Source organism: Pseudomonas sp. GW823-FHT02E01, assembly GCF_058797535.1.
The window spans coordinates 50,961-76,536 of the sequence record NZ_JBXAJS010000012.1 but is presented as its reverse complement, the minus strand read 5'-3'; the positions used below and the strand labels follow the sequence as shown (position 1 = coordinate 76,536).

At 58.6% G+C, this 25,576-nt stretch carries 27 protein-coding genes; 11 read left to right on the top strand and 16 right to left on the bottom strand.

Features of this window, described 5'->3' with window-relative positions; genetic code table 11:
* Window positions 1-5: 5 nt before the first annotated feature.
* Window positions 6-896: an ATP-binding protein gene (locus AC1RDQ_RS24845; protein WP_223504752.1), complete on the top strand. Its 891-nt coding sequence runs from the start codon at window positions 6-8 to the stop codon at window positions 894-896.
* The gene (locus AC1RDQ_RS24840) at window positions 893-1,375 is read left to right on the top strand and encodes a GAF domain-containing protein (protein WP_340313483.1); all 483 of its coding nucleotides are present in this window, start codon (window positions 893-895) and stop codon (window positions 1,373-1,375) included. Before AC1RDQ_RS24845 ends, AC1RDQ_RS24840 begins: the two co-directional genes overlap by 4 nt.
* Here AC1RDQ_RS24840 and AC1RDQ_RS24835 read toward each other — a convergent pair whose 3' ends face one another.
* From AC1RDQ_RS24835 to AC1RDQ_RS24800, 8 genes are all read right to left on the bottom strand, one after another.
* Window positions 1,376-4,321: an HD domain-containing phosphohydrolase gene (locus AC1RDQ_RS24835; protein WP_492588380.1), complete on the bottom strand. Its 2,946-nt coding sequence runs from the start codon at window positions 4,319-4,321 to the stop codon at window positions 1,376-1,378. It abuts the gene before it with no gap.
* Between the two features lie 49 nt (window positions 4,322-4,370).
* Complete coding sequence (locus AC1RDQ_RS24830) at window positions 4,371-8,012, bottom strand: transporter substrate-binding domain-containing protein (RefSeq protein ID WP_492588378.1); 3,642 nt, start codon at window positions 8,010-8,012, stop codon at window positions 4,371-4,373.
* Window positions 8,013-8,020: 8 nt separating this feature from the next.
* Window positions 8,021-8,647 carry a response regulator transcription factor gene (locus tag AC1RDQ_RS24825; protein ID WP_057713831.1) on the bottom strand — a complete coding sequence of 209 codons (627 nt, stop codon included), beginning with the start codon at window positions 8,645-8,647 and terminating at the stop codon, window positions 8,021-8,023.
* A 245-nt stretch (window positions 8,648-8,892) separates the two neighbouring features.
* On the bottom strand, window positions 8,893-9,285 hold the full coding sequence (locus tag AC1RDQ_RS24820; RefSeq protein WP_489339015.1) for a response regulator: 393 nt from the start codon (window positions 9,283-9,285) through the stop codon (window positions 8,893-8,895).
* Window positions 9,286-9,463: 178 nt separating this feature from the next.
* Window positions 9,464-10,792, bottom strand: a complete 1,329-nt coding sequence (locus AC1RDQ_RS24815; protein ID WP_057713833.1) for a deoxyguanosinetriphosphate triphosphohydrolase — start codon at window positions 10,790-10,792, stop codon at window positions 9,464-9,466.
* 216 nt (window positions 10,793-11,008) lie between these two features.
* A complete protein-coding gene (locus AC1RDQ_RS24810; protein ID WP_057713834.1) occupies window positions 11,009-11,353 on the bottom strand; it encodes a hypothetical protein in 345 nt (114 codons plus the stop codon).
* Window positions 11,350-11,739, bottom strand: a complete 390-nt coding sequence (locus tag AC1RDQ_RS24805) for a phage holin family protein (protein WP_057713835.1) — start codon at window positions 11,737-11,739, stop codon at window positions 11,350-11,352. Before AC1RDQ_RS24805 ends, AC1RDQ_RS24810 begins: the two co-directional genes overlap by 4 nt.
* Before the next feature lies 1 nt (window position 11,740).
* Window positions 11,741-12,055: an ElaB/YgaM/YqjD family protein gene (locus AC1RDQ_RS24800; RefSeq protein ID WP_492588377.1), complete on the bottom strand. Its 315-nt coding sequence runs from the start codon at window positions 12,053-12,055 to the stop codon at window positions 11,741-11,743.
* 329 nt (window positions 12,056-12,384) lie between these two features.
* Here AC1RDQ_RS24800 and AC1RDQ_RS24795 point away from each other — a divergent pair, with 329 nt between their 5' ends.
* The 4 genes from AC1RDQ_RS24795 (at window position 12,385) to AC1RDQ_RS24780 (ending at window position 15,442) form a co-directional block, all read left to right on the top strand.
* Complete coding sequence (locus AC1RDQ_RS24795; protein ID WP_150812302.1) at window positions 12,385-13,593, top strand: ammonium transporter; 1,209 nt, start codon at window positions 12,385-12,387, stop codon at window positions 13,591-13,593.
* 105 nt (window positions 13,594-13,698) lie between these two features.
* Window positions 13,699-13,935, top strand: coding sequence for a glutaredoxin family protein (locus AC1RDQ_RS24790; protein WP_057713838.1), 237 nt, complete (start codon window positions 13,699-13,701; stop codon window positions 13,933-13,935).
* Between the two features lie 172 nt (window positions 13,936-14,107).
* Window positions 14,108-14,425, top strand: coding sequence for a transcriptional regulator (locus AC1RDQ_RS24785; RefSeq protein ID WP_090457046.1), 318 nt, complete (start codon window positions 14,108-14,110; stop codon window positions 14,423-14,425).
* A gap of 126 nt (window positions 14,426-14,551) precedes the next feature.
* On the top strand, window positions 14,552-15,442 hold the full coding sequence (locus AC1RDQ_RS24780; RefSeq protein WP_057713840.1) for a pseudouridine synthase: 891 nt from the start codon (window positions 14,552-14,554) through the stop codon (window positions 15,440-15,442).
* Between the two features lie 84 nt (window positions 15,443-15,526).
* Here AC1RDQ_RS24780 and AC1RDQ_RS24775 read toward each other — a convergent pair whose 3' ends face one another.
* Together AC1RDQ_RS24775 and mobA are read right to left on the bottom strand one after the other, a co-directional pair.
* Window positions 15,527-15,748 (bottom strand): YgdI/YgdR family lipoprotein, encoded by a 222-nt coding sequence (locus AC1RDQ_RS24775; protein ID WP_007994800.1) that lies wholly within the window; start codon window positions 15,746-15,748, stop codon window positions 15,527-15,529.
* A 77-nt stretch (window positions 15,749-15,825) separates the two neighbouring features.
* Complete coding sequence (gene mobA / locus AC1RDQ_RS24770; protein WP_057713841.1) at window positions 15,826-16,428, bottom strand: molybdenum cofactor guanylyltransferase MobA; 603 nt, start codon at window positions 16,426-16,428, stop codon at window positions 15,826-15,828.
* A gap of 81 nt (window positions 16,429-16,509) precedes the next feature.
* Between mobA and moaB the strand changes: the two genes are divergently transcribed.
* Window positions 16,510-17,049, top strand: a complete 540-nt coding sequence (gene moaB / locus AC1RDQ_RS24765) for a molybdenum cofactor biosynthesis protein B (protein WP_057713842.1) — start codon at window positions 16,510-16,512, stop codon at window positions 17,047-17,049.
* Window positions 17,033-18,259, top strand: coding sequence for a molybdopterin molybdotransferase MoeA (locus tag AC1RDQ_RS24760; protein ID WP_057713843.1), 1,227 nt, complete (start codon window positions 17,033-17,035; stop codon window positions 18,257-18,259). Before moaB ends, AC1RDQ_RS24760 begins: the two co-directional genes overlap by 17 nt.
* 64 nt (window positions 18,260-18,323) lie before the next feature.
* On the opposite strand, the gene AC1RDQ_RS24755 is transcribed toward AC1RDQ_RS24760, so the two are convergent.
* Complete coding sequence (locus AC1RDQ_RS24755; RefSeq protein WP_224795438.1) at window positions 18,324-18,638, bottom strand: hypothetical protein; 315 nt, start codon at window positions 18,636-18,638, stop codon at window positions 18,324-18,326.
* Window positions 18,639-18,846: 208 nt separating this feature from the next.
* Between AC1RDQ_RS24755 and yegS the strand changes: the two genes are divergently transcribed.
* Window positions 18,847-19,764: a lipid kinase YegS gene (gene yegS / locus AC1RDQ_RS24750; protein ID WP_090457034.1), complete on the top strand. Its 918-nt coding sequence runs from the start codon at window positions 18,847-18,849 to the stop codon at window positions 19,762-19,764.
* Here yegS and AC1RDQ_RS24745 read toward each other — a convergent pair.
* From AC1RDQ_RS24745 to AC1RDQ_RS24735, 3 genes are all read right to left on the bottom strand, one after another.
* Window positions 19,748-20,407, bottom strand: coding sequence for a response regulator transcription factor (locus AC1RDQ_RS24745; RefSeq protein ID WP_057713845.1), 660 nt, complete (start codon window positions 20,405-20,407; stop codon window positions 19,748-19,750). The two genes, yegS and AC1RDQ_RS24745, sit on opposite strands and share 17 nt — an antisense overlap.
* Window positions 20,404-21,297, bottom strand: a complete 894-nt coding sequence (locus tag AC1RDQ_RS24740; RefSeq protein WP_057713846.1) for a sensor histidine kinase — start codon at window positions 21,295-21,297, stop codon at window positions 20,404-20,406. The genes AC1RDQ_RS24745 and AC1RDQ_RS24740 overlap by 4 nt, the downstream gene beginning before the upstream one ends.
* 398 nt (window positions 21,298-21,695) lie before the next feature.
* A complete protein-coding gene (locus AC1RDQ_RS24735; protein WP_492588375.1) occupies window positions 21,696-22,166 on the bottom strand; it encodes a hypothetical protein in 471 nt (156 codons plus the stop codon).
* Window positions 22,167-22,630: 464 nt separating this feature from the next.
* Here AC1RDQ_RS24735 and AC1RDQ_RS24730 point away from each other — a divergent pair, with 464 nt between their 5' ends.
* Window positions 22,631-23,566 (top strand): chemotaxis protein CheV, encoded by a 936-nt coding sequence (locus AC1RDQ_RS24730; protein WP_007973464.1) that lies wholly within the window; start codon window positions 22,631-22,633, stop codon window positions 23,564-23,566.
* Window positions 23,567-23,758: 192 nt separating this feature from the next.
* Window positions 23,759-24,565, top strand: a complete 807-nt coding sequence (locus AC1RDQ_RS24725; protein WP_090457032.1) for an MOSC domain-containing protein — start codon at window positions 23,759-23,761, stop codon at window positions 24,563-24,565.
* Window positions 24,566-24,636: 71 nt separating this feature from the next.
* On the opposite strand, the gene ppnP is transcribed toward AC1RDQ_RS24725, so the two are convergent.
* Window positions 24,637-24,921 (bottom strand): pyrimidine/purine nucleoside phosphorylase, encoded by a 285-nt coding sequence (gene ppnP / locus AC1RDQ_RS24720; protein WP_007940055.1) that lies wholly within the window; start codon window positions 24,919-24,921, stop codon window positions 24,637-24,639.
* A gap of 69 nt (window positions 24,922-24,990) precedes the next feature.
* Window positions 24,991-25,533, bottom strand: a complete 543-nt coding sequence (locus AC1RDQ_RS24715; protein WP_057713849.1) for a 3'-5' exonuclease — start codon at window positions 25,531-25,533, stop codon at window positions 24,991-24,993.
* Window positions 25,534-25,576 lie beyond the last annotated feature (43 nt).

Genomic DNA, 25,576 nt, shown 5'->3' with positions numbered 1-25,576 from the left:
AAGTCGTGGATTCCCGATTGAATGCTTTTCTTGAACGCGCCGATGCCGTTCTGGCCCGTATCGAGCCGTTGCTGCCGGCACCACGGCCAGCCATCGACTGGACGCAGTGCCTGGCCGCGCGCTGGCAGCGTGAGTCGCGCGGCGGTTATCTGATGCCGCTGGAGGTCAGCCTCGACATGCGTTTGTCGGACCTGATCGGCGTCGACCGGCAAGTCGAGCAGCTTGGGCGCAATACCCGGCAATTCCTTGACGGCATGCCAGCCAACCATGCCTTGCTCTGGGGCTCGCGCGGCACCGGCAAGTCGTCGCTGGTGCGCGCCTTGTTGGCCGAACACGCTCACGCCGGTTTGCGCTTGATCGAGATTGAACGTGATCACCTGGCAGACCTGCCGCGGGTGGTCGAACAGATCGGCAAACTGCCCCAGCGTTTCGTGCTGTTTTGCGATGATCTCTCGTTCGAGTCGGGCGAGGGGGATTACCGAGTGCTCAAGAGCGTCCTTGATGGCTCCCTGGAACAGGCGCCGGACAACGTTTTGTTGTACGCCACGTCCAACCGTCGCCACCTGGTGCCGGAAAAGGAAAGTGACAACGAAAACTGGAAACGGGTCGACGGCGAACTGCATCCGAGTGAGGCGGTGGAAGACAAGATTGCACTGTCGGACCGCTTCGGCCTGTGGCTGTCGTTCTATCCGTTTACCCAGGAACACTTCCTCGATGTCGTCGAGCACTGGATCGGCCAGTTGGCCGGCAAGGCCGGACTGGCGTGGCGGCGCACCGAAGAGCTGGACATTCTGGCGGTACGCTGGGCCACCGGCCGAGGCAACCGCAATGGGCGTTGCGCCTATCAATTTGCCCGTTACTGGGTCGGGCTGAAACTGTTGGAGCACAAGGCATGATCGATTTACAAAAGAGCGGCCAGGGCCTCGAAGGCTACGGCATGCTACACGCGCAGCTGGAATCATTGCTGGCGGACGAGCGGGACTTCATCGCCAATGCCGCACAGTTCTCGGCGTTTCTGTTCAATCAACTCGATGATTTGAACTGGGCCGGTTTCTACCTCAACCGTAATCAAGAACTGGTGCTGGGCCCGTTTCAGGGGCAGATCGCTTGCGTGCGGATTCCGTTCGGTCGTGGCGTTTGCGGGGCGGCGGCAGCCACCCTGCAGACTCAACGAGTCGAAGATGTGCACGCGTTTCCCGGTCACATTGCTTGCGACAGCGCCTCGAACAGCGAACTGGTGGTGCCGTTGGTCAAGGACGGCCGATTGATCGGTGTGCTCGACCTCGACAGTCCGAAACTCGCGCGTTTCACCGCGCAGGACCAGGCTGGAATCGAACAGCTGGCGGCGATTTTCCTGCGCCTGACCGACTGCTGATCAAGACGCCAGGCCGGCCTTGGTCAGCAGGCCCGACGCGTCCACCGTATCGATCTGCCCGGGGTCGAGGAAGCGCCTGGCGTACTGCAAATAGATCTGTGCCTTGATGAACAGCCCGAACAGCTGCGGGTCGATGTGGGCATCACGGCACATGAACGCCATGATGCCCAGCGCCTCGCTTAAGGTCTTGGCTTTTTTGTAGGGGCGGTCGGCGGCCGTCAACGCTTCGAAAATATCGGCAATCGCCATCATCCGCGCCGGCAAGCTCATTTCTTCTCGCTTCAAGCGTTTCGGATACCCGGTGCCGTCCATTTTTTCGTGGTGCCCGCCGGCTATTTCCGCGACGCTGCGCAAGTGCTCGGGGAACGGCAGATGGTTGAGCATCAGTATCGTCTGAACAATGTGGTTATTGATGACATACCGCTCCTCGCTCGTCAGGGTGCCCCGGACAATGCTCAGGTTGTACAACTCGCCCCGGTTGTATTTGTGGGGCGGAACGTCGAGCTTGAAGCCCAGGGGATTGTCTTGTGGTATCACTTCGTTTTCGCAGCGTTCGAACAGGTGCTCGGGTTTGTCCGCCAGTAACGGTTCGCTGACGGGCAGGTTGGGGGCGGGCGTTCGGGCCTGACGCCGGTTTTCTTCCCAGGACACGCCCAGCCGGTCATCCAGAGTCCGGGTCCAGGTTCGTTCAGCCAGGCGGCGCAGGCGTTGCAGGTCAGCGTCGGCCATGGCTTCGCCGCCGAGGTTGCAGCGGGCAACGAAGGCGAAATCGTCATCGAGCCCGGCCAGGCTGGCATTGCGCAGTTCCGCCAACGGTTGCTCATCACCGCCCAGAGCAATGCCCCGCCAGTAGCTGATCCAGGCATCGCACTTGAGTACCTCGAAGCGGGTACGGATTTCGTGGATACGATCGGTCAGGGTTTCCAGCTTCGTGGCTTTGTCGACGACATATTCCGGGGTGGTGACCTTGCCGCAATCGTGCAGCCAGGCGGCGATGTGCAGTGCCTCCCATTCATCTTCGGTCGGCTGATAGGCGCTGAAGGCGGGCTCCTGGCTCGCTGCCGCCGCTTGGGCGAGCATCAGGGTCAGTTCCGGCACGCGCTGGCAATGGCCGCCGGTGTAGGGGCTTTTGGCGTCGATGGCGCCGGCCAGCAGTTGAATGAAGGCGTCCAGCAGCTGTTTTTGCCGGGCTTGCAGGCGCTGGCTTTCGATGCACACGGCAGCCGCGCCGGACACCGCCTGGAGAAACGCAATGCGGTCCGGCCGCAGCTTGTCCAGATCGCTCTGCTCGCCGCTGTCGGCCAAGAGCAACACCAGCAGACCCACGGTTTCGTTGTGGCGATTGTGCAGGCGGATCCCGATCAGATGGACCCGAGGACTTTCCAGCGCGAGCAGGATTTTCTGCAGATCACCCGCCTGCTCGAACCCCAGGTTGCTGACGACATTGTCGACGTTGGCCAACTGGTGCAGCCATGGGGGGCTTTGCGGGTTCTCGAGCGAGTGTCCGCGGATGTCGAAGTCTTGCAGGTTTTCGGCGGTGTTATTGATCACCAGTCCGTGGGGTTCCATGTGCTGGCCATCACCTTCGCGCAGATAGATCAGGCCGGCCTGGGCCTGGCCGATTTTCACGGTTTCAAACAACACCCGTTCCAGCAGCGGGGCGAAACGGGTTTCGGCGCTGAGGCTGTCAGTGATCTGGAAGAAGCTCGCCAAGGTGTCTTTCATTCGTGCCATCGACACACTCAACTGGTCGACTTCGAGCACCGGCGAGCGACGGGAAAGCGGAAAATTGAAATCGAAACTGCGAATCGCATCGGCCTCCTGCACCAGGGCGCGCAATGGTTTGACCAGGATTCTTGATGTCAGCCAACCCAACGGCACGCATAACAGCAAGGTTGCCAGGGTAATGAGTGCACCCTGCCAGCGCATCCGGTAAGCGTCGACGAGCAACTCGTCTTCCGGTACCAGCAGCGCCATTTGCAGGCCTTGGGGGCCGCCTTCCTGCATGCTGCTGCGGGCCACGATCCACTGCCGGCCGTCGGCGTTCAGGCGACTGCCCCGAGGGGGGCTGTTGAGCAATGCTTCCAGGCCGGGGCTCAGGTCCGCCGCCTTGACCAGGCGGGACGTCTGATCATCGATGATCAGCTTGCGGCTGTCGGGGTAGGCAATGGCATTGCCTTCGGCGTCGAACAGCACGATTTCGGTACTGGGGGTCACGACGTGCTTGGCCAGGGTCGCGCTGAGTTCGGCCAGAGTCAGGTCGGCGGCCAGGATTGCTTTGTCGCCGCTGCGTCGTGCCAGCGTCGTGCCGATGTTGTGGGTGGAAAAGAAGATATAGGGTTCGGTCGTGATCTGGTCGTTGTCGCCGCGGGCGCTGGTGAACCAGGCGCGGTTGCGTGGGTCGTACGTGTCGTTCAGGTTGTCCTGACGGCTGACAAGTGCCAGGTTCCGGTCGAAAAACAACGACTGGGAGTGGGGCTGGCCGTTGCTGTCGTGCTCGATGCTCCAGACTTGGAAAACCGCCGTGTCCGGAGCCTTGACCAGGGCTTTGACCTCCGGGGTGCGCAGCGGGCGGACCATGAAAAAGTCACCATTGTCGTAGCCCAGGTACAGTGAAGCCAGGTTGGGGTTGTCCTCGAGTGACTGGCTGAACGGTTCGAGCAGTGCCAGGCGCTGTTCCAGATCAGGGGACTGGCCCGCCGGATTGAGTGCCAGCAGGCTCAGCAGATGACGAATGGGGTCATAGGTCGCGTGCAGGTCCAGGCGGACATCCTGCTCAATGCGGTTGAAGAGTGTTTCGCTGCTGGACAAGATGATCTGTGTGGTTTGCCGGTAGTTGAAAAGCCCCAGCACCGCCCCGGTCAGCAACAGCAAAAAGGTGAACATCACGCTGATATGGACATGCAGCGGAAACCGGCGTGGATCCGTGCGCAGTGGGTCAGGCATTGCGGGTTTCTCCATGATGGTCAACACACCGCTGAGGGACCAAGCATAGTTAAGGCTCTGGCAGTTTGCCTTCGTCGTAATGCTCGATCTGACGTAGCAACGCGTCCTCCAGTTCGAGCATGGTGCGCTCCATGGATTTGCAGCATCCGGCCACTTTTTCGCGATCGGAATCCTCATGACAGGCGGCTTCGAGTGCCTCGCAGCGGTCGATCAGTCGGGAGGCTTGTACTATCCGGGCTGCGCCTTTGATTTTGTGGGCAATGTCCTGCAGCGCTTGCGTATCCCCAGAGCTGGATAGCGACAGCAGCGTTGGCAGATCCTGGCGGTTGCTGTTCACCAACTCGTTCAGCAATCGTCGGTTCAATTTCAGGTTGCCCCCGGTCAGCAGTTTCAGCCCGTGAAGGCTGAACGCCGGGGCTACATGGGTTGGTTCAATGCCTTGCACCCATTGACTCAAGGCTCCGAGGCTGAGGGGTTTGAACAGGCAGTCGTCCATTCCGGCCTGTTTGCAGCGTTGTATTTCTTCCGGTTGGGCGTTGGCGGTAAAGCCGAGAACGGTGCAGGGAGGACGATGGAGTTGTCGCTCATGCTGGCGAATGGCACGGGCAAGCTCATAACCGTTCATGACCGGCATGTTGCAATCGGCGATCACCAGATCAAAAGGCTGGTCCTTCCATGCCTCCAATCCCTCCTGTCCATCGGCCGCGACGGTAAATCGATGCCCAAGAAACTCCAGTTGCTGGCACGTGAGCAATCGATTGGCCGAGTGATCGTCGACTACCAGAACATTCAATGGGGTTGTGGCGACGACGACTTGGGTTTCGACCGCACGGGCCGACTGTTGCAGCGGCAACGTTTCCAGCTGCAGCAACACCTCCACTTGGGTACCGATGCCCGGCTCGCTGCGCAATTGCAGACTGCCGCCCATCATCTCGCAGAGATTTCGGCTGATCACCAGCCCCAGCCCTGCGCCTCCCCTGGCCGATTGCATGGCATGGTCGGCCTGAGCGAAGGGTTCGAACAGGCGTTGTTGATCCTGTTCGCTGATCCCGATACCACTGTCGTGAACCTGCACCCGCATCTGCACATGCTCAGGTTGCGTTGCCGGGTGCAGGTCGACAATGACCCGGACCTGGCCTTGCTCGGTAAACTTGATGGCATTGCTGATCAGGTTGGACAGCACCTGTTTGAAGCGCAATGGGTCCAGCAACACATCGAAGGTCGGGTTCGCCGATGAAAACTCCAGCACCAGCTCGAGTTCCTTCTGTCGGGCCAGACCTTCGAAAATCCGCACGACCGAGGTCACAAGTTCACCAAGGTCAACCCGCTCCGGAGTCAGGCTCAAGCGTCCTGATTCGATTCTGGCGATGTCGAGAATGTCGCCGATCAATTCCAGCAACCCATTCGCCGAGTTGTACGCGACATCGATGGCCGGACGCTCCGGGTGCTGATGATCAAGACGCTTGAGTGTCAGTTCAAGCATGCCGATGATTGCATTCATCGGCGTGCGGATCTCATGGCTCATCGTGGCCAGAAACGTGCTTTTGGCCCGGTTGGCGTTATCGGCGCGTTCTTTCGCGCAACGCAGATCGTCGAGCAGTTGCCGCCGTTCGCTGATGTCGATCCAGCCACCGATAATGCCTTGCACTTTTGCGCTGGAATCCCGATAGGGAAGAATCCAGTGATAGATCGTCAGCCGCCGGCCACCAATGTGCAGCTCGCGATCGACGATCAACGGTCTGCCCTCGGCCACTACGCGCTGGTAGTCGGCCTGGTACTCCCGGGCTTCGAACACATTGCTCATCGATCCCTGCATGACGCTTTTGCCAATGACATCTTCACGCCGGGCGCAGAACGCTTGCAGGTAACTGTCGTTGCAACTTTGCAGCAGCCCCTGGCGATCACGTACGTAGATCGGATGGGGCGTGCCATTGACCAGCGATCGCATGAACTCGAACTGGTCGTTCAGCGCACGCTCGGCGGCCTTGCGCTGCTTGATCTGGCGTCGCATGTAGTCGTTCCACGCAATGGAAATCAGCAATAGCACGCCGGCACCGATGACGATTTGGTAGAACAGTCTTTGATAGTTGCGCCAGGTGCTTTGCGAGGACGCCGAATAGCCGCGCCAGCGACTGTTGATGATGCCCAGTTCTTCCGGCGAGATGCTCAGCAATGCCTTGTCGAGAATGGCGTTCAGCTCTTTGGCGCCCCGAGCGGTGGCAAGGGAAAACGCTGCCTGCTCGGTGCCGATGGTGGTGCTGATTTGCAATGTGTGCTCGAACAGCCGCGAGGAAATAAAGTAATTGGCAATGACCAGTGAGTTCACCGCGCCCTCTGCCTGGCCTTCGGCGAGCAACTCCACGGCGCTGAAGGTGTCCGGGGTTTCGATCAAATTGATTCGGGGAAACTCTCTGCGCAGGTAATCGATGATTGGATTGCCGCGGGCAATGGCCAGGCGCTTGTCCTGTAGCTGCGCGAGGTTGGTCGAGCTGTCGGCGGCCTTGCGGGTCAGCAGGACGTAGGAATTTTCCAGAAAGGGGCGGGTAAAGTTCAGCTGGGTTTGACGTTCGGCACTGGGGAGCAACGCGGCGATCACATCTACCTTGTTGTCCTTGATCTGTTTGATCATCTCGTCATCGCTTCGACTGCTCCGGATATCGAAGCGCAAGCCGGTACGCAGCCTGATAAGCTCAAGCAAATCTGCGGTGACCCCGCGAAAATTGCCATTGCTATCGAAAAATGTCAGTGGCGCAAAGGCTTCGTTGACGACAACGCGCACAACCGGGTGGTGGCTCAGCCAGCGTTCTTCGCGGTCAGTGAGTTGCAGTTTTTGATCGGTCAGCAGAATGTCGCTACCGGCGCTCCAGCGTTTGGCGATGTTTTCTCGTTCACTGGAGGGGATGGCCGTGATCATGGCGTTGATGATGCCGAGCAGCTCAGGGTTGTTCCGGTTGACGGCGAAGCTGAAGCCAAAGGCTTCATGTTTGCCGAAGTTGGCCATGCGGATGTTGTTCAGATACCCCTTGTTGATCATGTAGTGAGTTGAAATGGTGTCACCGAGAAACACGTCCGCCTGATCGAAAGCAACGGCATTGATCGCATTCTGGTAGGACGGATAAGACGTGATGATCGCCTTCGGATACAACGCCTTGACTTCCGCCAGCGGCAAGTAGTGATACACCATGCTCAGGCGCAATCCGGCCAGGCCATCGGTGAGGGATCGTGTTTCCCCTTCGCGGGTGACCAATACGGGTTGGTCGACGGCATAGGGTATGGACAGTGCAATGTCGGCGTTGCCAGCTTCGAATCCATTGGCGGTGCCGAGCAGATCGACTTCGCCATTTTCCAGCGCAGTGATCGCGGCCCCTCGGGAATCGAAACGCTGAACCGTGACAGGCAGACCGGTTACTTTTTCCAGGAGGCCGGCGTAATCGGCGGTAAAACCTTCATAGTCCTGACCACTGGTGGTCAGGTCGAATGGAGGATAGTCCGGGGCCGACGTACCGAGCGTCAGTTGGTTTTTTTGTTTTATCCATTGTCGCTGGGATTCATCCAGCCGAACCTCCAGCGCTCCGACCTTCGAGCGGCTGAGCAGCGTGTAGTTTTCATTGCCCGGTGCCCCGAACAACGAGGTGCTCACGCATAGACCTGCGGTCAATTGAATCAGATAGACCTTCAAACGTCTGGGCATCCAGGTTCTCACACGAGTGCGTTACGTTTTGCCATCTCGATCAGTTCAACCAGGGATTTGGCTTTGAGTTTCTGCATGAGGCGCTTTTTGTAGGTGCTCACGGTCTTGTTGCTCAGAAACATGCCCTTGGCTATTTCCTTGTTTGTGCGGCCTTGGGCAAAAAGTTGCAAGACCATCAGTTCCCGGTCGTTTACGGATTTGAACAGTTCCAGTTCCATGCAGCGTGTTTCATCTCCGCGGATGGGGTTCAAAGCCTCGCTCGGAAAATAGTTGTAACCTGCAAATACCGCTTTTATGGCGCTGACCAGTTCACTGATGTCCTCTTGTTTGCAGACATAGCCCGATGCACCCGATTGCATGCAGCGAATACCGAAAAGTGTCGGGCATTGCGCTGTCAGTACCAGGGTTTTAAGAGGGGTGCTCATTGCATTGAATCGGGATAGCACTTCCAGGCCATCCAGTTTTGGAATGCTGATGTCGAGAATGACCAGGTCCGGCATGCATTCGCGAACCATCTGCATGGCATCGACCCCATTGTCAGTTTCGCCGACGACTTTGTAACCTTCATGTTCCAGTAACATTCGAACGGCAAGGCGGATAACCGGGTGATCGTCGACAATAAAAACGGAGTTCATAATCAAGTCCCATGCGAGCTCAAATAAAGCGCGCACCATAGCTCAGATACTTGGAGGGACGCATGAACTGACCAGTCTGTAGCAGCAATATAGGAAAAATCCTACAGATGAAAAAGAATGGGACTACGTATTAACTAGGTTTCTTATTAGGAAGGCTGAAAGAAGTCCAATATGCGGGTGTGCTTTAAATGGAAGTTGTTTGTAAGCTTTTCAATGTATGTTTGTCAGTTTTTATATGTTTTTTTCTATAGTGGTGCTGAGGTCAACAAGTCTCTAAATTCAGATTGTTTCAGTGGTTTTATCAAATAACCCAATAATGGCAGCCCCTGTTCAGAGGCCGTTTTTTCAAGCTCATCCAGTTCAGATGTCGTCAGGCTACTGAGAATGATCGCCTGCCTGATCAACCCTCGCTGGCTGGCGAACCGGACCAGATCGAGTCCCGTCAGGTCGGGCAGGCATTGATCGCATAAAAGGATGTCGAACGGTTGGTCGGCCCCGAGCAGTTTCAGCAGGGCGCCTTTGGCGCTGTCGGTGGTTGTCAGCCGGGTGAAGCCATAACTTTCCAGCAGGCATTGAGTGGCTATCAGTTGGAAGGGATGGTCTTCCACCACGAGGATGCGTAGATCGTCTTCGGCCATGGCGCGCACTTCATCTGTCGAACGGAAGGGAGGGCGATTGTTTCGCGAGAGTACCGGGCAAGCGATCAGTTTGCTCGCCATGTGCTGTAGGGCAATTCGACGAAACTTGAGTGCAGTTGGATGTTGAAGGGGGTATCAGCCATAACGAATGCCGTAATGGCTGATCAATCGATACACCTCAGTGGCTGGCGCGGCCGGTCATTTCCAAGGCCATGTCACTGGCATAGCTGTCGGTCATGCCGGCGATGAAATCAATCATGCGCAAAAACGAAGTGTGCAACGGGCCGTGAGGATCGGGTGCATTGTTGCCCAGCAGGTCAAGGATGCGGCGGCTCTTGAACGACGGTGTACGCCCATTGTGCTGTTCCAGCGCGGCACCGCAAAAGGCGTTGAGCAGGATTTCCAGCGTGGTGTAGGCGCCGATCTCATGCAGGGTCTTGCGCTTGTCCTGGAAGATTTTCTTGCGGGCCATGTCCTTGGCATTGAGTACGCAACGCTTGGCGGGACCGTGCATGTGTTCCACCAGATCGCCGGGCAGTGTACCGGCCAGCAGCGCATCCTGTTGCTCGACGAAGGCGCGGGCCGCAGCATTGGTCAAGTGCTCGATGGCTTTACCGCGCAGGATAGCCAGTTTGCGTCGGCGCGAATCGTCGGGACCGAGCTGGCGATAGGTCTCCGGCAAGTCATCGCCCACCAGGCCCAACAGCAGGGATTCGACTTCGGCGTATTCCAGCAACTCCATTTCCAGGCCGTCTTCCAGGTCGATCAGCGCATAGCAGATGTCGTCGGCGGCCTCCATCAGGTACACCAGCGGGTGCCGCGCCCAGCGTTGCTCCTCCAGTTGTGGCAGGCCGAGTTTTTGGGCGATCTGCTCCAGCAGTGGCAGCTCGCTCTGATAACAGCCGAACTTGTGTTTCTTGTAGCCCAGCGAGTCGGCGTGCCTGGCCGTCCATGGATACTTCAGGTACGTGCCCAGCGTTGCATAGGTCAGGCGGGTGCCGCCGTCGAACTGGTGATACTCAAGTTGGGTGAGTACCCGAAAGCCTTGGGCATTGCCTTCGAAATTCAGGAAGTCATTGCGCTCGGCTTCACTCATTGCATCCAGCCAGCCACGGCCGGCGGCTTGCTGGAACCAATGGCGGATCGCGTCTTCACCGGAATGGCCGAACGGCGGGTTACCGATGTCGTGTGCCAGGCAGGCCGATTGCACCACCATCCCCAGGTCGCTGGGTTCGCACCATTCGGGCAGGGTCCTGCGGATGGTTTCGCCGACGCGCATGCCCAGTGAGCGCCCCACACAACTGACTTCCAGCGAGTGGGTCAGGCGCGTATGAATGTGATCGTTGCTGGACACCGGATGGACCTGGGTCTTGCGCCCGAGACGGCGGAAAGCTCCCGAGAAAATGATGCGGTCGTGGTCTTTGTGAAAAGGGCTGCGGCCGAGTTCTTCCGGGCTGTGCAAAGGTTTTCCGAGGCGTTCGCGGGTAAGCAGGGTATGCCAATCCAAGGCGGGTCACTCCGTCAGGTGTCTGATGGCCTAGCTTCCCGTTTCGCGCCATGACCTGCAAGCGGAACTACAACCCGGCGGCGTTGATATCGAGGCCTCCTTGCAAGATCATTTTCTGGAGGGTGCCTGTTGACCGGGTAGGCGCACAGGATTGCACCCCTCGATAGAGGAGCGCATCCCGTCGACTTTGCAAGCATGCAGCCAGAAAGAAACTGATCAGTCTTTGCGCGAAGAGCCCTGCATGATCAGTTTGATCAGCGGTCCCAGTGTGGTGCCGAGGCGGATCAGCCGGGTCAGACTGCTGAGGCCACCCCCGTTTTTCGCACCCTTGCCGGTCAGAAAGCCCAGCAAGGTGACGGCGGCCACGCCCCAGAGTGGCGCGTGCTTGATGCCGAAGCCGTCCTGCAGGTTTTGCGTCATCCCGCGCACCCGTTGCAAGGGCTGCAGCAGTTGCGAGGATTCGTGGCGGATTTCCTGGCGGTGCATTTCCATGCGCAGGCGGATCAGGGCCTTGCGCATTTCCGTGCGTGAGCTGTTTTGTGGCAATTCAGGCAGGTTCATGGCAGCAGGCGCTCCCGATCGTTGGCCAGCTCTTCCAGGGTGCCATGGAAGGGCGAGGACTCATCGAAAATCGCCGCTCTCAAGCGCATTCCACAGAATATGGCGGCGAGGGAGTAGAACACACAGAGCCCGATGATGGCGGTCAGGCGATACGTGTCCCAGAACACGATAAGCACCAGCGTCGACAGCCCCACCAACAGCAGCAACGCAAACACCAGCGCCAGGCCCGCAAACAGCAAGAGGCTGACGGTGCGGGCTTTTTGTTCCTGCAGTTCGATGCCGAACAGCTCGACATGGCTGTGCAGCAACCCAAGGAAGGCAGCACCCAGGCGCCGCGATGAGGAGCTGGTTCCCGTCACGGACGGGCCGGATTCGCCGATCGACATATCAGCGCCGGCTGGCCAGCAGGCCGATCAGGAAACCCACGCCGGCCGCGATCCCCACAGATTGCCAAGGGTTGGCCTGGACATAGTCTTCCGTGGCGGTGACAGCAGCCTTGCCGCGTTCGTGCAGGGAGTCTTCGGTCAGCTTCAGGGTTTCACGGGCACGCAAGAGACTTTCGTGGATCTGCTCGCGCAACTCGTCGGCCTGATCGCCGGCCAGGGTCGCGGTGTGCTCCAGCAAGCGTTCGGTGTCACTGACCAGTGTCTGAAAGTCGTTCATCAGGATTTCTTGAGCAGTCTTTGCCTGGGGGCGGGCCATGGTGGATCTCCTTAAGTGGCTTTCTGATGCGTTCGAGTATGAGCCTTCGGCGAAGGTTCAGTACAAATGACTGGTACAACTTTTGCTGAGTCGTGTTGCGCCGGTCCGCACCATTGCGCTATTGCCGGGCATGATTTCAGTAAAACCGTAGGACCAACAATCAAAAACTCGCGTAAACGTCCGGGGGCGCGTTTTTCCTGGACGGCGTCCGTGCGCCAAAGTGGTTCAACGAGATCAGTGCACTGATGTCTTGAAGCTGCAACTTGGTGCATGGCCAGTCATCGCGAACTGCTTTGGTGCTTTTTTCTGCCATAAGGTCTGCCCATCCCATGGAAAACCTGCAAAGCGCTGTGGACACCCTGGTCCATAGCTCCAACACGCTGTTCATTCTGATCGGTGCGGTCATGGTTCTGGCCATGCACGCCGGTTTCGCCTTTCTCGAAGTCGGAACCGTGCGACAGAAAAACCAGGTCAATGCGTTGTCGAAAATCCTCAGCGATTTCGCCGTTTCGACACTGGCCTACTTCTTTATAGGCTATTGGATTTCCTATGGCGTGACGTTCATGCAACCAGCGGCGGTGCTCAATGCCGACCATGGTTATGGCCTGGTGAAGTTTTTCTTCCTGCTGACCTTTGCCGCGGCGATCCCGGCGATCATTTCCGGAGGCATCGCCGAGCGCGCCCGGTTTGTTCCCCAGTTGTGTGCAACCGCGTTGATCGTCGCGTTCATCTATCCGTTCTTCGAAGGCATTGTCTGGAACGGCAACCTGGGTCTGCAAGCCTGGTTGCTGGAGCGCTTTGGCGCCGGTTTCCATGACTTCGCAGGATCGGTGGTGGTGCATGCCATGGGCGGTTGGCTGGCACTGGCGGCGGTGTTGTTGCTCGGACCGCGTAATGGCCGCTATCGCGACGGTCGGCTGGTCGCGTTCGCGCCATCGAGCATCCCGTTTCTGGCACTGGGTTCGTGGATCCTGATTGTTGGCTGGTTCGGCTTCAACGTCATGAGCGCGCAAACCCTGCAAGGTGCCAGCGGACTGGTGGCGGTGAATTCGTTGATGGCCATGGTTGGCGGTACGGTGGCGGCGCTGATTGTCGGGCGCAATGACCCCGGCTTTCTGCACAACGGCCCGTTGGCGGGGCTCGTGGCAATCTGTGCCGGTTCCGACCTGATGCATCCTGTGGGGGCGCTGGTCACCGGTGCCGTCGCGGGGGCGCTGTTTGTCTGGTGCTTTACCGCGGCCCAAGGCAAATGGCACATCGACGATGTGTTGGGTGTGTGGCCATTGCATGGTTTGTGCGGCGTGTGGGGCGGCATCGCCTGCGGCATTTTCGGCCAGACCGCTTTGGGCGGGTTGGGCGGGGTCAGCCTGATCAGCCAGTTGATCGGCACTGCGCTGGGCATCACTGTGGCACTGGCCGGCGGGTTTGCGGTGTATGGCGTGATCAAGGCGCTGCATGGATTGCGCCTGAGTCAGGAAGAAGAGTATTACGGCGCGGACCTGTCGATCCACAAGATCGGCGCCGTGAGCCAGGACTGACTCAGGTCTTTTCATGGCCTGCGGCATCATGGCAGGGGCCGCAATGGCTCGACGGTTTTTCGGGGCAGGCCTAGAATGATCACTTCATTTTCTGGTTGAGCGCTCATGCTTCCCGAATGTCAGCTGTTCGGCACCCTTGGATGCCATCTTTGTGAAGTAGCCGAAGCCATGTTGATGGAATTCGTCGAGCGCGGCCTGCTGGTGGAGCTGGTGGATATCGCTGACGATGAAACATGGTTCGCAGCCTACAGCCTGCGAATTCCGGTGTTGCGGCGAGTCGATACCGGTGCTGAACTGGGCTGGCCTTTCAGTGCCGATCAGGTGGTGGCGTTCCTGGGTTGAGCGGTTTTTGCGTTGGTGGCGTGTCCCGCCTGTCGAACTTTACGATTGATCCCCTTGGCTTATTCGGCGTTGATCGGATACTGTATACGTATACAGTTATTCGAAGTGCCTGTCTTGCCGGTCCTGATTTTCGGGAGTGAGCAGGCAAGCCCGGGCGTGAGAGGGATGAATCGTGGTGAATGTCGAACAGTTGAAGAATAGCGTGAACCGGATGTCCGCGGACGTCGTGCGCGAGGCTGTCCTTGAGTTGCGTCTGGATGGTCTGGTGACCGAGGGGAAAACGCCCTTCAACAAAACGCATTTCAATACCTGTTTCGCAGAAATCGAAGCCTTGTTTCAACGCGCGGGTTATCACCGGCAACTCGATGTCGTGGGTTATCAGGGATTGTTGTACGCCCTGTATGATCCCGCCCGCTGGGAGGCGGTCGATGTACTGCGCTGGCTCAAGGAGTACACCGAAGCGGCGGCGCGCGCGCGGATCCCTGCTTGAGGAATCTTAGGGGGCGTTCTCAATTAGTTTTCACGCCGCGACGGGAAAACTAATTGAGAACGCCCCCTAGGTTCATTCCCCTTGCTGTTGGATAATGCCGCTCTGCACTGAGGTTAGAGCTTTCGTATGTCCACTTCTTCTTTTTCCGCGGCACACAGTCAGGCCAGTACGCTCTACTTGCCACCTGGCCCGTGGCAGACCGTTGTCGATTGCCTGTGTGAGCATTTCAGCGCCATCGGTCGTGAACAATGGCTGGACAGAATTGCCCGTGGCCGGGTCCTCGATGGGCAGGGCATGCCGATTGCTCTCGACCTGGCCTACAGGGAAGGTTTGCGGATTCATTACTTTCGCGAAGTGCCGGATGAAAAACCGATCCCGGTGATCGAGTCGATTCTGTACGCGGATGAGCACCTGGTGGTCGCCGACAAGCCGCATTTCCTGCCGGTGACCCCGGCTGGCGAATACGTCGAACAAACGCTGCTCCGGCGCTTGATCCGTCGCCTGGACAATCCGCACCTGGTGCCATTGCATCGCATCGACCGGCACACCGCGGGGCTGGTGCTGTTTTCCGCCAATCCGCAGACCCGTTCGGCTTATCAGGCGTTGTTTCCAACCCGGCAGATCGAAAAGCGCTACGAGGCCATCGCGAAGGCGCTGCCCGGCCTGGCTTTTCCGTTGGTGCATAAAAGCCGACTGGTCGATGGCGAACCGTTCTTCCGCATGCAGGAAGGCCCGGGGGCCAGCAATACCGAGACGGCGGTCGAAGTCAGGGAGAAACTGGGAGAGCTCTGGCGTTATGCTCTTTACCCGGTGACGGGCAAGAAACATCAGCTACGGGTACATATGGCGGCGTTGGGAGCCGCTATCTGCAACGACCCGTTTTACCCCGAGGTGCTCAAGGATGCGCAGGATGACTACGCCAATCCTTTGAAGTTGCTGGCTCAGGGGCTGAAGTTTATCGATCCGGTCACGGGCCAGGCGCGTGAGTTCGAGAGTGAAATCACCCTGCAATGGTGATCGGGGCGCGATCCTGAAGCGCTGTTCTCCAGGCATGAAAAAGCCCGCATCAAGCGGGCTTTTCTGTATCCGGCGGCGTCGGGATTACAGCTCCTTGACGGTCCGAACCTGATCTTTGTTGATGCGGGTCTGCTTGCCGTCGAGCTGTTCGAATTCGTAGAAACCGGAATCCTTGTCGAATTGCGGCGTGTCGACGGCCTGGATTTCGCGACCGTCATTCAAGGTGATCACTGTAGGCGATGCACAACCGGCGAGGGTGGCAAGGCCCAGTGCGAGCATGAAAGTGGCGAGGGTCCGTTGAGTCATGAGTTGTGTCTCCGAATAAGAATTCTGTGGTTGCTGAACTTGAGACGTGCAGCGTCCGCGCAAGTTCCTGATCGATATCAGTCTGACACAGTGTCATGACCGCTTAAAAGTTCCGGCGTGTTGAGATTTGCCAGCCGAGGGTCGTTGTCGGGGCATTGCAGCGCGGTCGCGCCGAGATTGCGCATCAACCGGCCAGGGCTGCGCTCACCCTCGTTCCAGGCATTTTCGAATGCTGCCCTGTGTAGCACGGGAATCACACACAACAACGGCTCCCAGTGGTGATCATGCCGCACCATCAGCGGCTTGTCCGGATGCAGGTTGGCGGCCTCGCGCATATTGCCGATCAGCGCCGCATCAATGCCCGGAACGTCACAGGGCATGACCAGCAGATGGGTATGGCGAGCAGCTTTCAGGCCTGCGCGAATACCGGCCAGCGGCCCGGGGAAGTCACCTTCATCATCGTGGACCAACTGGTCGGCGTAGGGGGCGTACTTCTCAGGGTTACGATTGCAGGAGATGATCAGGTCATCGGTCAACGGGCGGGTCTTGCGATGCAGATGCACAATCAGCGGTTCGCCGTGCCAGTCCAGCAACCCTTTATCCCGCCCACCCATACGTTGGCCGCGGCCGCCCGCCAGGAGCAGAATGGAGCAGGGTGGCAATTGTGAATTCGTGGTCATGGCAAGCCTCCATGGGGGCGGCGAAAAAACGGAGCGCTGTGATATAACACCGGGCTGTTTCTCCTACAACTGGACGAGCCTATGAAAGCCAAGGCTGATGTACCTTTCGCACCGCTGAATATTGCAGTGCTGACTGTCAGCGATACCCGCACACTGGAAACCGACACCTCAGGCCAGGCCTTTGTCGACGGCTTGACCGCTGCCGGTCATTACCTGGCGGCCCGGGTGTTGCTCAAAGATGACCTGTACAAAATTCGCGCGCAAGTCGCCAACTGGATTGCCGACGATGTCGTGCAGGTGGTGCTGATCACCGGCGGCACCGGTTTTACCGGGCGTGATAGCACGCCGGAAGCCGTTGCGTGCCTGCTGGACAAACAGGTCGATGGATTTGGTGAGCTGTTCCGCCAGATTTCGGTTGCCGATATCGGTACCTCGACCGTTCAGTCCCGGGCGTTGGCCGGTCTGGCCAACGGCACGCTGGTTTGCTGCTTGCCGGGCTCGACCAATGCCGTGCGCACCGCTTGGGACGGCATTTTGGCCGAGCAGCTGGATGCGCGGCATCGGCCGTGCAATTTCGTGCCTCATTTGAAACAGGCCGCGCCTTGTGAATCCCGTGGGTAAGCCTGGCAAGTCTGGCAGCCTGATGCCTGTCGAGCAGGCGTTGGCGCGCTTGCTGGAAATGGCCGAGGCCTCAAGGATTGTCGAGCGTGAACGCTTGCCGTTGGCGCAGGTACAGGGGCGTGTACTGGCGCAAAATCTGGTATCGACGCTTGATCTGCCGCCCTGGCCCAACAGTGCCATGGATGGTTATGCCTTGCGCATGGTCGACTGGACGGGAGAGCCGTTGCCGGTCAGTCAGAAGGTGTTTGCCGGCCAGGCCCCCGGTCCGTTGCAGCCAGGCACCTGTGCGCGCATTTTCACCGGGGCGCCTGTTCCCGCCGGTGCCGATTGCGTCGAGATGCAGGAGAACGCCGAGGTTCAGGCCGATGAGCGAGTACGTTTCACTCAAGCCTTGACCCAAGGCCAGAACATCCGTCCGCAAGGCCAGGAAACCACTGTCGGCGAGTTGATTCTGCCAGCAGGTACGCAGATGGGGCCGATCGAGCAAGGATTGGCTGCCTCCCTGGGATGCGCTGAGCTGGAGGTGGTTCGAAAGGTGCGCGTGGCGGTGCTGTCTACCGGCGACGAGTTGATTGAGCCGGGGCAGGCGCTGGGGCCAGGACAGATCTACAACAGCAACCGGGTGTTGTTGTGCAGCTGGTTGCAGCGTTTGGGGTGTGAGGTCGTCGACGCGGGAATTCTGCCGGACAATCTGGAAACCACTCGCACCCGATTAGGTGAGTTGAAAGATGTCGACCTGATCCTCTCGACCGGTGGCGTATCGGTGGGGGAAGCCGATTTTCTGGGCATCGCTTTGCGCGAGGAGGGCGAACTGACGCTTTGGAAACTCGCCATCAAGCCCGGTAAACCGCTGACGTTCGGGCATTTTCGCGGTGTGCCGGTGATTGGCTTGCCGGGCAATCCCGCATCGACCCTCGTGACCTTTGCCTTGTTGACCAGGCCCTATCTCTTGCGCCGTCAGGGGGTAATCGACGTTGAGCCGCTGAAGGTACAGGTGCCGGCAGGGTTTGACTGGCTCCAGCCAGGCAATCGGCGTGAGTATTTGCGCGGACGGCTGGAAAGCGGCAGGGCGACGATCTACAAAAACCAGAGTTCCGGTGTTCTGCGCAGCGCTGCCTGGGCTGATGGACTGGTAGAGGTCCTGGAAGGGCGCACGCTGGCTCAGGGCGATAGCGTTTTCTTCATTCCGCTGAGCGAAGTCCTGAGCTGATAGCTTCAGCGGCGTTGTCACACAAGACCCGGTTGATTGAGTCGGGTCTTGTGTGGGGGGCCACTCAATGGGCCAGAAGCAATGAAATGACCTGCTCGAAACGGCTATTGGCGATCCAGCCAAGGAGACAGAGGATCACGGCTGTTCCGCAGGCGGAATAGACAAGCCGGTGCCTGATGGATTTGACGTCATCCCGGGCTTCTTCAATGTCCCGGCGTATGCACTTGAGGTGTGTTTCCAGCTCGGTGACGCGAGGTTCCATATCAATTTCTCCCGTGGCTTTTGTGCTGTTGCGGCATTCAGCTCGATGGCCTGTATTTTTGTTATCTGCGAGCGGCAAGACCAGGATGGCCGGTGATGCGAGGTTTTGGTGTTGCATGGCACGTCCTTGTGATGTCCAGCTGGATCCTCAAAGTCTACCAATTCAGATTTTCGGTCAATTGAGCCGATTCCTAACGTTTTGTAAGAAAAGTCCTGCCGTGTGGGGGCCAAGACTTTCCGACTGGAAATAATTCGATTTCTGGCGACTTTTACCGGAGCCTTCGCGGTCAACATCTCCCAGATGCCATTCAAACCGGGAGTGAGTAATGAGCGATCGCAAGGCGCTATTGATTCTGCATGGCAAACAAGCGCTCAACGAGGCGGTTCGCACCGCCGTCGAAAGCCAGCGTGAGCGAGGTCGGGAGCTGGCTGTTCGATTGACCTGGGAAGCCGGCGATGCGCAAAGGCTGGTGGGCGAAGCGTTGGCGGCCGGGTATCGATACATCATTGCCGGCGGTGGCGATGGCACCTTGCGCGATATTGCCGAGGCTATGGCGCAGCATTCGATAAAAGCCAGCCTGGTATTGATGCCGCTAGGTACCGCCAATGATTTTGCGCGTGCGGCGGGTGTGTCCCTGGAACCCGATCAGGCGCTGGAGTTGCTTGATAGCGTGCCGACTGCCATTGATCTGGGGGAGGTTGATGGGCAGATATTCCTGAACATGGCGACCGGTGGGTTCGGCAGTCATGTCACAGCGAACACCCCGGAGGATCTGAAGAAAATCCTCGGCGGTGCGGCGTATCTGTTCACCGGCTTGTCACGCTTCAATGAGCTGCATACCGCGTACGGTGAATTGCAGGGGCCGGACTTTCATTGGCGCGGCGATCTGCTGGCCCTGGGCATCGGCAATGGTCGGCAGGCCGGAGGCGGGCGGGAATTGTGCCCGCAGGCACTGGTTGATGACGGTTTGCTGGATATCAGCATCCTGCCGGCACCGCAGGAAGTGGTCAGTACTTTGAAAAACCTGCTGACCGAAGGCTTTGGCATCGACAGCATGTTTGTTCGGGCGCGCCTGCCCTGGGTCGAGATCAAGGTTTCGGAAGGGTTGTACATCAACCTTGACGGTGAACCGCTGGAAGGGGACAGCCTGCGTTTCTCGGTTCGCCCGGCGGCGTTACTCGTGCATCTGCCTGAGAATTCGCCGTTGTTACGCGACAGTGAAGTGCCTAGTCATCGAGGCTGATGATTTGTTCACGTACGGCAAACAGCACCAGGCCGGCCACATCGTAGATCTGCAAGCGCTTCATGATCTGCGAGCGGTGGGTTTCGACGGTCTTGACGCTCAACCCCAGGCCGTTGGCGATCTCTCGGGTGGATTTTCCGCGAACGATCAACCGCAGGATTTCCAGCTGACGTGCCGTCAGGTTGTGCGAGTCGGCAGGTTCGGGTCGGTGCTTCTGGTTTCGGGTCAGTGCCTGAGTGATCACCGTGTGGGCAATGGCCGGGCTCAGATAGCGCTCGTTGTTGCGCAAGGCTTCCAGCGCGTGCTCGAGTTCGGTAGCCGTGGTGTCCTTGAGCAGGTAGCCATGGGCTCCGGACTCCAGCGCCTGCATGATCAGGGCAGGGTCGGTGTGCATCGAGAGGATCAGGACCTTGCTCTGCGGGCGCACCCGCTTGAGTTGCTGCAAGGCTTCGAGGCCGCCGGTCTGGCGCATCGAAATATCCAGCAGGATAATATCCGGGGACAGACGCCCAACCATTTCGAGCAGCTGCGAGCCGTCACTGGCCTCACCGATGACGGCATAGCCGGGCAGATCCATTACCAGGGCGCGCACGCCAGCCCTGATCAGCGAGTGGTCATCCACCAGTAGTAAGTTACAAGTCAATGCATAACCTTATTCGAACTGGCCCGTTCGAGCGCACGGGGCGCCCAGGGAAAAAGAGCTTCGATTTGAGTGCCTTTGCCCGGCTCGCTGGTAACAGTCAGTGTGCCGCCCAGTTGATCGATCCGTTCCGACATCCCGGCCATACCGCGCTGCCCTTCACGACCAGGGTCTGTTGCGGGCGCGAAACCCTGACCATCATCGCTGATCTGCAACTTCAGGCCTTGAGGCAGGCGCTGCAGGCATACCAGCAGGTTCTTGGCCTGGGCATGTCGCAGGATGTTGGTGACCGCTTCCTGGGTAATACGGAAAGCTGCCACGGCCATTTCCTCCGGTATGCCGGTCAGGCGCTGCTGGCATTCCAGGCTCCAGTGCACCGGGGTGTTGGCCAGGGTCTTGAGCAGGTGTGCCCGCAGACTGGCTTCCAGTCCAAGGCTGGTCAACTGCCGGGGATTGAGAATGGCGGATACGTCACGAACTTTGGCCAGGGTTTCTTCCAGCGTGTCGCAGAGGACCGCGCATTGTCCCTGGAGCTCTTCGGGCATCCGGCGTTTGAGCCAGTCGCTTTGCAGTTTGGCAGCGGTCAGCAATTGACCGATGTCGTCATGCAGTTCGCGGCTCAGCCGGTGACGCTCGTTTTCCTGGACCTGCAACAGCCGGTCCGCCAGTTCCTGAGGCTGGAATTTGATCGATTTGCGCGAGAGGCAGTACTGCACGGCAACACTGGTCAGCGCCGCAACGTTGAGCACCAGCAATGACAGGGGCAACGGAATGGACAAGCCATGGACCAGCAAGCTGCCGAGGGTCGAGCAGGCACATAGCAACAGCGTGAATAGGCGTGCATTTGCTCGGGAGGGTGGCCACGTGGCGATTGACTTGAGGCTGGCGTGCATAGCGGATGGAGCCAATGGATGTTCGCTGCGGGCTGACCGGTCATGCTGGCTGACAGGCCCCTGTTTTTTTATGTGGAGCGCCGACGAGTTCAGCTGCGAACTGCAGCGACCTGTATTCGGCTGCGATCACACTGCCATTAATTGGCGTCAACTAACAGGCGGCATAGTAGCACCTAAGATACCGTTGGTCGCGTCCGTATGTATGTCCGAAAAGTCAGGAATCCAGTCGTTTTGACGATGCTTCCATAATGGAACAAGTGGGTTGTTGCCGTCGCAAAATGCCAGTTGTTTAAAAGTGTCGCTTATAGCTACGAAATATTCATTTGCGACGTGTGCGCACTCAAGTTACAGCGCGGTATTGATAACCAAAACACGCCATGCGGCATGGTGTGGAAAGTTCAGGCCTGTCGCTCTGAATAGGATACGAGGGTGAAGGGCCTGGAGTTGACAGGTGGTTGAAACCGGCTTTGCCCGACCTGAAAGGCAAAGGCTTCGATCAGGGTGACCTGCTCGCTGTCGTCGAGACTGAGCTGTCCGGTGGTCTGGTCGATGAGCTCGAGTTGCCAGGCAACCAGGGTCAGGCAGTCTTTCAGGGCACTCAGCGCCTCGTCGTGCAGACACATGGTGTTCTGTGCGTGGTTCAGCAGGCCATGAATATGCCTAGAAAATTCAGACACGGCCGCCAACGCCAGGGCATCAGCCTTGTTGGCCAGCTTGAGCAGTGTGCTGAGCAAACAGTCGATGGCGTCCTTGTCATTGCTGATCAACTGCAGATGACTCAGGCATTCCTCGGTTTTAGCCAGGAGTGTTTCAGCCTCGACAAGAAACCCCGTTAGACGCTGGGCCCACTCTTTACGGTCGTTCGGCATACTTATCTCCACAACGTCATGTCAAATGAGGGGATATCGTGTGTGTCGACGAGGGCGGTCGGAACTCCGGCATTACCGAGTCGTCGGATGAACGAGTAGCGGCTGGCCCGGAAGCAGGCTGGGGAACACGAGAGGGTGGTTGGCCACTGACTTGCGATCGCACACAAAAGCCTGACTCCGTTCATGCAATGAGAATGGCGTCACATTAATGGCTATCGGATATTGCGAATATCAGGTTGCGCCTGATTATTGATAGGGGAATCCCTTACGCAGTGGAACTTTTCGCTCGAACAATGGTCGCGGGGCTGCAGAAGTGCAGCAGATGTAATCACCGCGCCAGTAAAGCATGATGTTAATGTGACATCAATGGCCGGGCGTGGCATTTTAGAGAGGGTCAAGCTTCGGCAAAAACAGCCGATAACCTTCCTTGAGTGAATTCATCCGAACAAGACCTGGAGTCATTGATGGCCGGCATTCTCGACACGGTAGACCAACGCACGCAACTGGTGGGTGAGAATCGCCTGGAAATTCTCATGTTCCGGCTCGCCGGACGGCAATTGTTCGCGATCAACGTCTTTAAAGTACAGGAAGTCCTGCAGCTGCCAAAGTTGACGCTGATGCCGCAGCGGCATCCTTTTGTGTGCGGCGTGGTCAACCTGCGTGGCCAGACCCTGCCGGTGATCGACCTTTCCCAGGCCATTGGCATGCGCCCGCTGGTGCCGGGGCCTGGCAGCACGATTATCGTCACCGAATACAACCGTTCGGTTCAGGCCTTCCTGGTCGGTGGCGTGGACCGGATCGTCAACATGAACTGGGAAGCCATCCTGCCGCCCCCGAGCAGCGCCGGCCGCCAGCACTACCTGACGGCCATCAGCAAGGTCGATGATCAACTGGTGGAAATCATCGACGTCGAAAAGGTTCTGGCCGAAATCGTCCCGTACAACGCCAAAGTCTCCCGCGACAAGCTCGAAGATCCGGTGCTGGAACGCGCCCGTGGCCGTGAGGTGCTGCTGGTGGATGACTCGAACGTGGCCCTGGCGCAATTGCGCGATACCCTGGGACAGCTGGGCGTGAAGATGCATATTGCCAGCGACGGGTTGAAGGCCTTGAACATGCTCAAGGCCTGGGCTGATACCGGCGTGGACATGACCGAAAAACTGCTGATGGTCTTCACCGATGCGGAAATGCCGGAAATGGATGGCTATCGCCTGACCACCGAGATCCGTAACGACCCGCGCCTGCGCGGCTTGTACGTGGTGCTGCACACCTCGCTGTCCGGCAGCTTCAACGACTCGATGGTGAAGAAGGTCGGCTGCGACAATTTCCTCTCCAAATTCCAGCCGGACAAACTCGTCGACGTGGTGCGCCAGCGTTTGATGCTCGACGAAGTACCGGCCTGATCAGGCCATGGTCAACCTGTAGGATGTAGGAGCGAGCTCGCTCGCGATGGTCTTGAACGATAACGCGTAAACCGGAGCCCAGCGGCGTCCTTGGGTTTTTCGCGAGCGAGCTCGCTCCTGCAGGGTTTTTGCACTTTGATTCGCTGACCAAGCTCGTATAGGGTGGCGTTTTTACCTACCAGGGAGCTGGCCATGTTGCGTCTGAGCGCGCTGTATCGTTATCCGTTGAAATCCGGCAAAGGCGAGGTCTTGCAGCAAGTCGGCCTCGACAAGCTGGGGCTGGACGGCGATCGACGCTGGATGCTGGTGGATGAGGCCAGCGGGCGTTTCCTGACCCAGCGTGCGGTGGCGCAGATGAGCCAGTTGTCGGCGCTGTGGAATGCCGAAGGTGGCTTGACCCTCAGCGCGCCCGGCCAATCGCCGATCGACATTGCTGTGCCCGGTAACGATGCAGAACTGCGTGGCGTGACGATCTGGCGCGATACCTTGCGCGTCCCCGATGCAGGCGATGAAGCAGGGGCCTGGGTCAGCCAGTTCATCGGCAAACCGACACGCCTGGTGCAAGTGCCACTGGATCGGGCGCGGATGACGGAAGCTGGCTACGGCAAGGATGACGACCAGGTGGCGTTCGCCGACGGCTATCCGCTGTTGCTGATTGGTCAGGCCTCCCTCGAGGACTTGTCGCAACGGGTCGGGCGTCCGTTGGAGATGCTGCGTTTCCGGCCGAACCTGGTGATCGAAGGCAGTGCAGCCTTCGCCGAGGACGGCTGGAAGCGTATCCGTATCGGCGAGGTCGAGTTCCGCGTGGTCAAGTCCTGTTCACGCTGCATCCTGACCACCATTGACCCGCAAACCGGGGAGCGCAGCGATGATCGCGAACCCTTGGCCACCTTGCAGAAGTATCGCTCGCAGGCAGACGGTGCAATGTTCGGCCAGAACCTGGTCAACGACGGCAACGGACGACTCGAAGTCGGCATGCCGGTGGAGATCCTCGAGTAATTTTGCGCAGAATAAAAAATGCCCGTGTCGAAAAACACGGGCATTTTTTATTGCAGTGAAGCCTGCGGGTTTTAGCCGCGGTATTCGCACAGGTAAGCGGTGTCGACGGCGACTTTCAGCTGGAACTTGCTGTTGGCCGGCACGTTGAACTGGCTGCCGGCGGCGAAGGTTTCCCAGTCGCTGCTGTCGGGCAGTTTGACGGTCAATGCGCCGCTGACCACGTGCATGATTTCACGCTGGCTGGTGCCGAATTCGTACTCGCCCGGAGCCATGACGCCGATGGTCGCTGGACCTTCTGCGGTGCCAAAGGCGATCGACTTGACGGTGCCGTCGAAGTACTCGTTGACTTTAAACATGGGCGATTCCTCGAAAAGGGCTAAAAAGGGCCGGCCAGTATGCACAAGGCCCTTGGCGTCGTCACCTGTCTAAAGCGGCAGAACCAGCGGCAGCAGGCGTGCGGTATTGCGCGCATCTTCCAGCGCCCGGTGTTGTTGGCCGTTGAACTGCAAGCCGGCCAGTTGCAACGCGCCGTTTAATCCCAACGGACGTTCCAGGCGCCTGGCCTTGGCAAAACGCTGTTTGAGGTTCATGTGCGGTACGTTGGCCAGCATGCTGGCGAGTCCCAGTTGCTGCCAATCCTGAAGCAGTTGTTTGCGATCGTAATCGCCCCAACTGGCCCAGCCCTCAAGTCGCGTGTGGTGTTGGCCGAGCCAACGTTCGAACGCCGGCCAGACTTCGCCCAGCGGTTGCGCGGCATCGATGTTGGCTTGGGTGATGTGCGTCAGCTCGCGGCAAAACGGCGTCAGCAACGGCCGCCGAACAGGGCGGACGAAGCGCTGGAACTGGTCCAGTTCACGCCCCTTGCGGTCCACCAGAGTGGCGCCGATTTCAATGATTTCCATATCTGTTACGGGCCATCCACCCTCATCGGTGGTGGCCTCCAGATCAATGACCAGCCAATGAGGCATTGCAGGGTTCCTGGTATCCGCGTCCTGATAGCTTTGAGCGTAG

Coding starts and splice junctions, on each gene's coding strand:
- AC1RDQ_RS24795 (WP_150812302.1), top strand. CDS start 12,385: ATGGAAAACCTGCAAAGCGCTGTGGACACCCTGGTCCATAGCTCCAAC.
- AC1RDQ_RS24805 (WP_057713835.1), bottom strand. CDS start 11,739: ATGTCGATCGGCGAATCCGGCCCGTCCGTGACGGGAACCAGCTCCTCA.
- AC1RDQ_RS24820 (WP_489339015.1), bottom strand. CDS start 9,285: ATGGCCGAAGACGATCTACGCATCCTCGTGGTGGAAGACCATCCCTTC.
- yegS (WP_090457034.1), top strand. CDS start 18,847: ATGAGCGATCGCAAGGCGCTATTGATTCTGCATGGCAAACAAGCGCTC.
- ppnP (WP_007940055.1), bottom strand. CDS start 24,921: ATGTTTAAAGTCAACGAGTACTTCGACGGCACCGTCAAGTCGATCGCC.
- AC1RDQ_RS24835 (WP_492588380.1), bottom strand. CDS start 4,321: ATGCCTGACCCACTGCGCACGGATCCACGCCGGTTTCCGCTGCATGTC.
- AC1RDQ_RS24790 (WP_057713838.1), top strand. CDS start 13,699: ATGCTTCCCGAATGTCAGCTGTTCGGCACCCTTGGATGCCATCTTTGT.
- AC1RDQ_RS24735 (WP_492588375.1), bottom strand. CDS start 22,166: ATGCCGAACGACCGTAAAGAGTGGGCCCAGCGTCTAACGGGGTTTCTT.
- AC1RDQ_RS24730 (WP_007973464.1), top strand. CDS start 22,631: ATGGCCGGCATTCTCGACACGGTAGACCAACGCACGCAACTGGTGGGT.
- mobA (WP_057713841.1), bottom strand. CDS start 16,428: ATGACCACGAATTCACAATTGCCACCCTGCTCCATTCTGCTCCTGGCG.
- moaB (WP_057713842.1), top strand. CDS start 16,510: ATGAAAGCCAAGGCTGATGTACCTTTCGCACCGCTGAATATTGCAGTG.
- AC1RDQ_RS24740 (WP_057713846.1), bottom strand. CDS start 21,297: ATGCACGCCAGCCTCAAGTCAATCGCCACGTGGCCACCCTCCCGAGCA.
- AC1RDQ_RS24780 (WP_057713840.1), top strand. CDS start 14,552: ATGTCCACTTCTTCTTTTTCCGCGGCACACAGTCAGGCCAGTACGCTC.
- AC1RDQ_RS24715 (WP_057713849.1), bottom strand. CDS start 25,533: ATGCCTCATTGGCTGGTCATTGATCTGGAGGCCACCACCGATGAGGGT.
- AC1RDQ_RS24810 (WP_057713834.1), bottom strand. CDS start 11,353: ATGAACCTGCCTGAATTGCCACAAAACAGCTCACGCACGGAAATGCGC.
- AC1RDQ_RS24755 (WP_224795438.1), bottom strand. CDS start 18,638: ATGCAACACCAAAACCTCGCATCACCGGCCATCCTGGTCTTGCCGCTC.
- AC1RDQ_RS24825 (WP_057713831.1), bottom strand. CDS start 8,647: ATGAACTCCGTTTTTATTGTCGACGATCACCCGGTTATCCGCCTTGCC.
- AC1RDQ_RS24840 (WP_340313483.1), top strand. CDS start 893: ATGATCGATTTACAAAAGAGCGGCCAGGGCCTCGAAGGCTACGGCATG.
- AC1RDQ_RS24800 (WP_492588377.1), bottom strand. CDS start 12,055: ATGGCCCGCCCCCAGGCAAAGACTGCTCAAGAAATCCTGATGAACGAC.
- AC1RDQ_RS24725 (WP_090457032.1), top strand. CDS start 23,759: ATGTTGCGTCTGAGCGCGCTGTATCGTTATCCGTTGAAATCCGGCAAA.
- AC1RDQ_RS24830 (WP_492588378.1), bottom strand. CDS start 8,012: ATGCCCAGACGTTTGAAGGTCTATCTGATTCAATTGACCGCAGGTCTA.
- AC1RDQ_RS24775 (WP_007994800.1), bottom strand. CDS start 15,748: ATGACTCAACGGACCCTCGCCACTTTCATGCTCGCACTGGGCCTTGCC.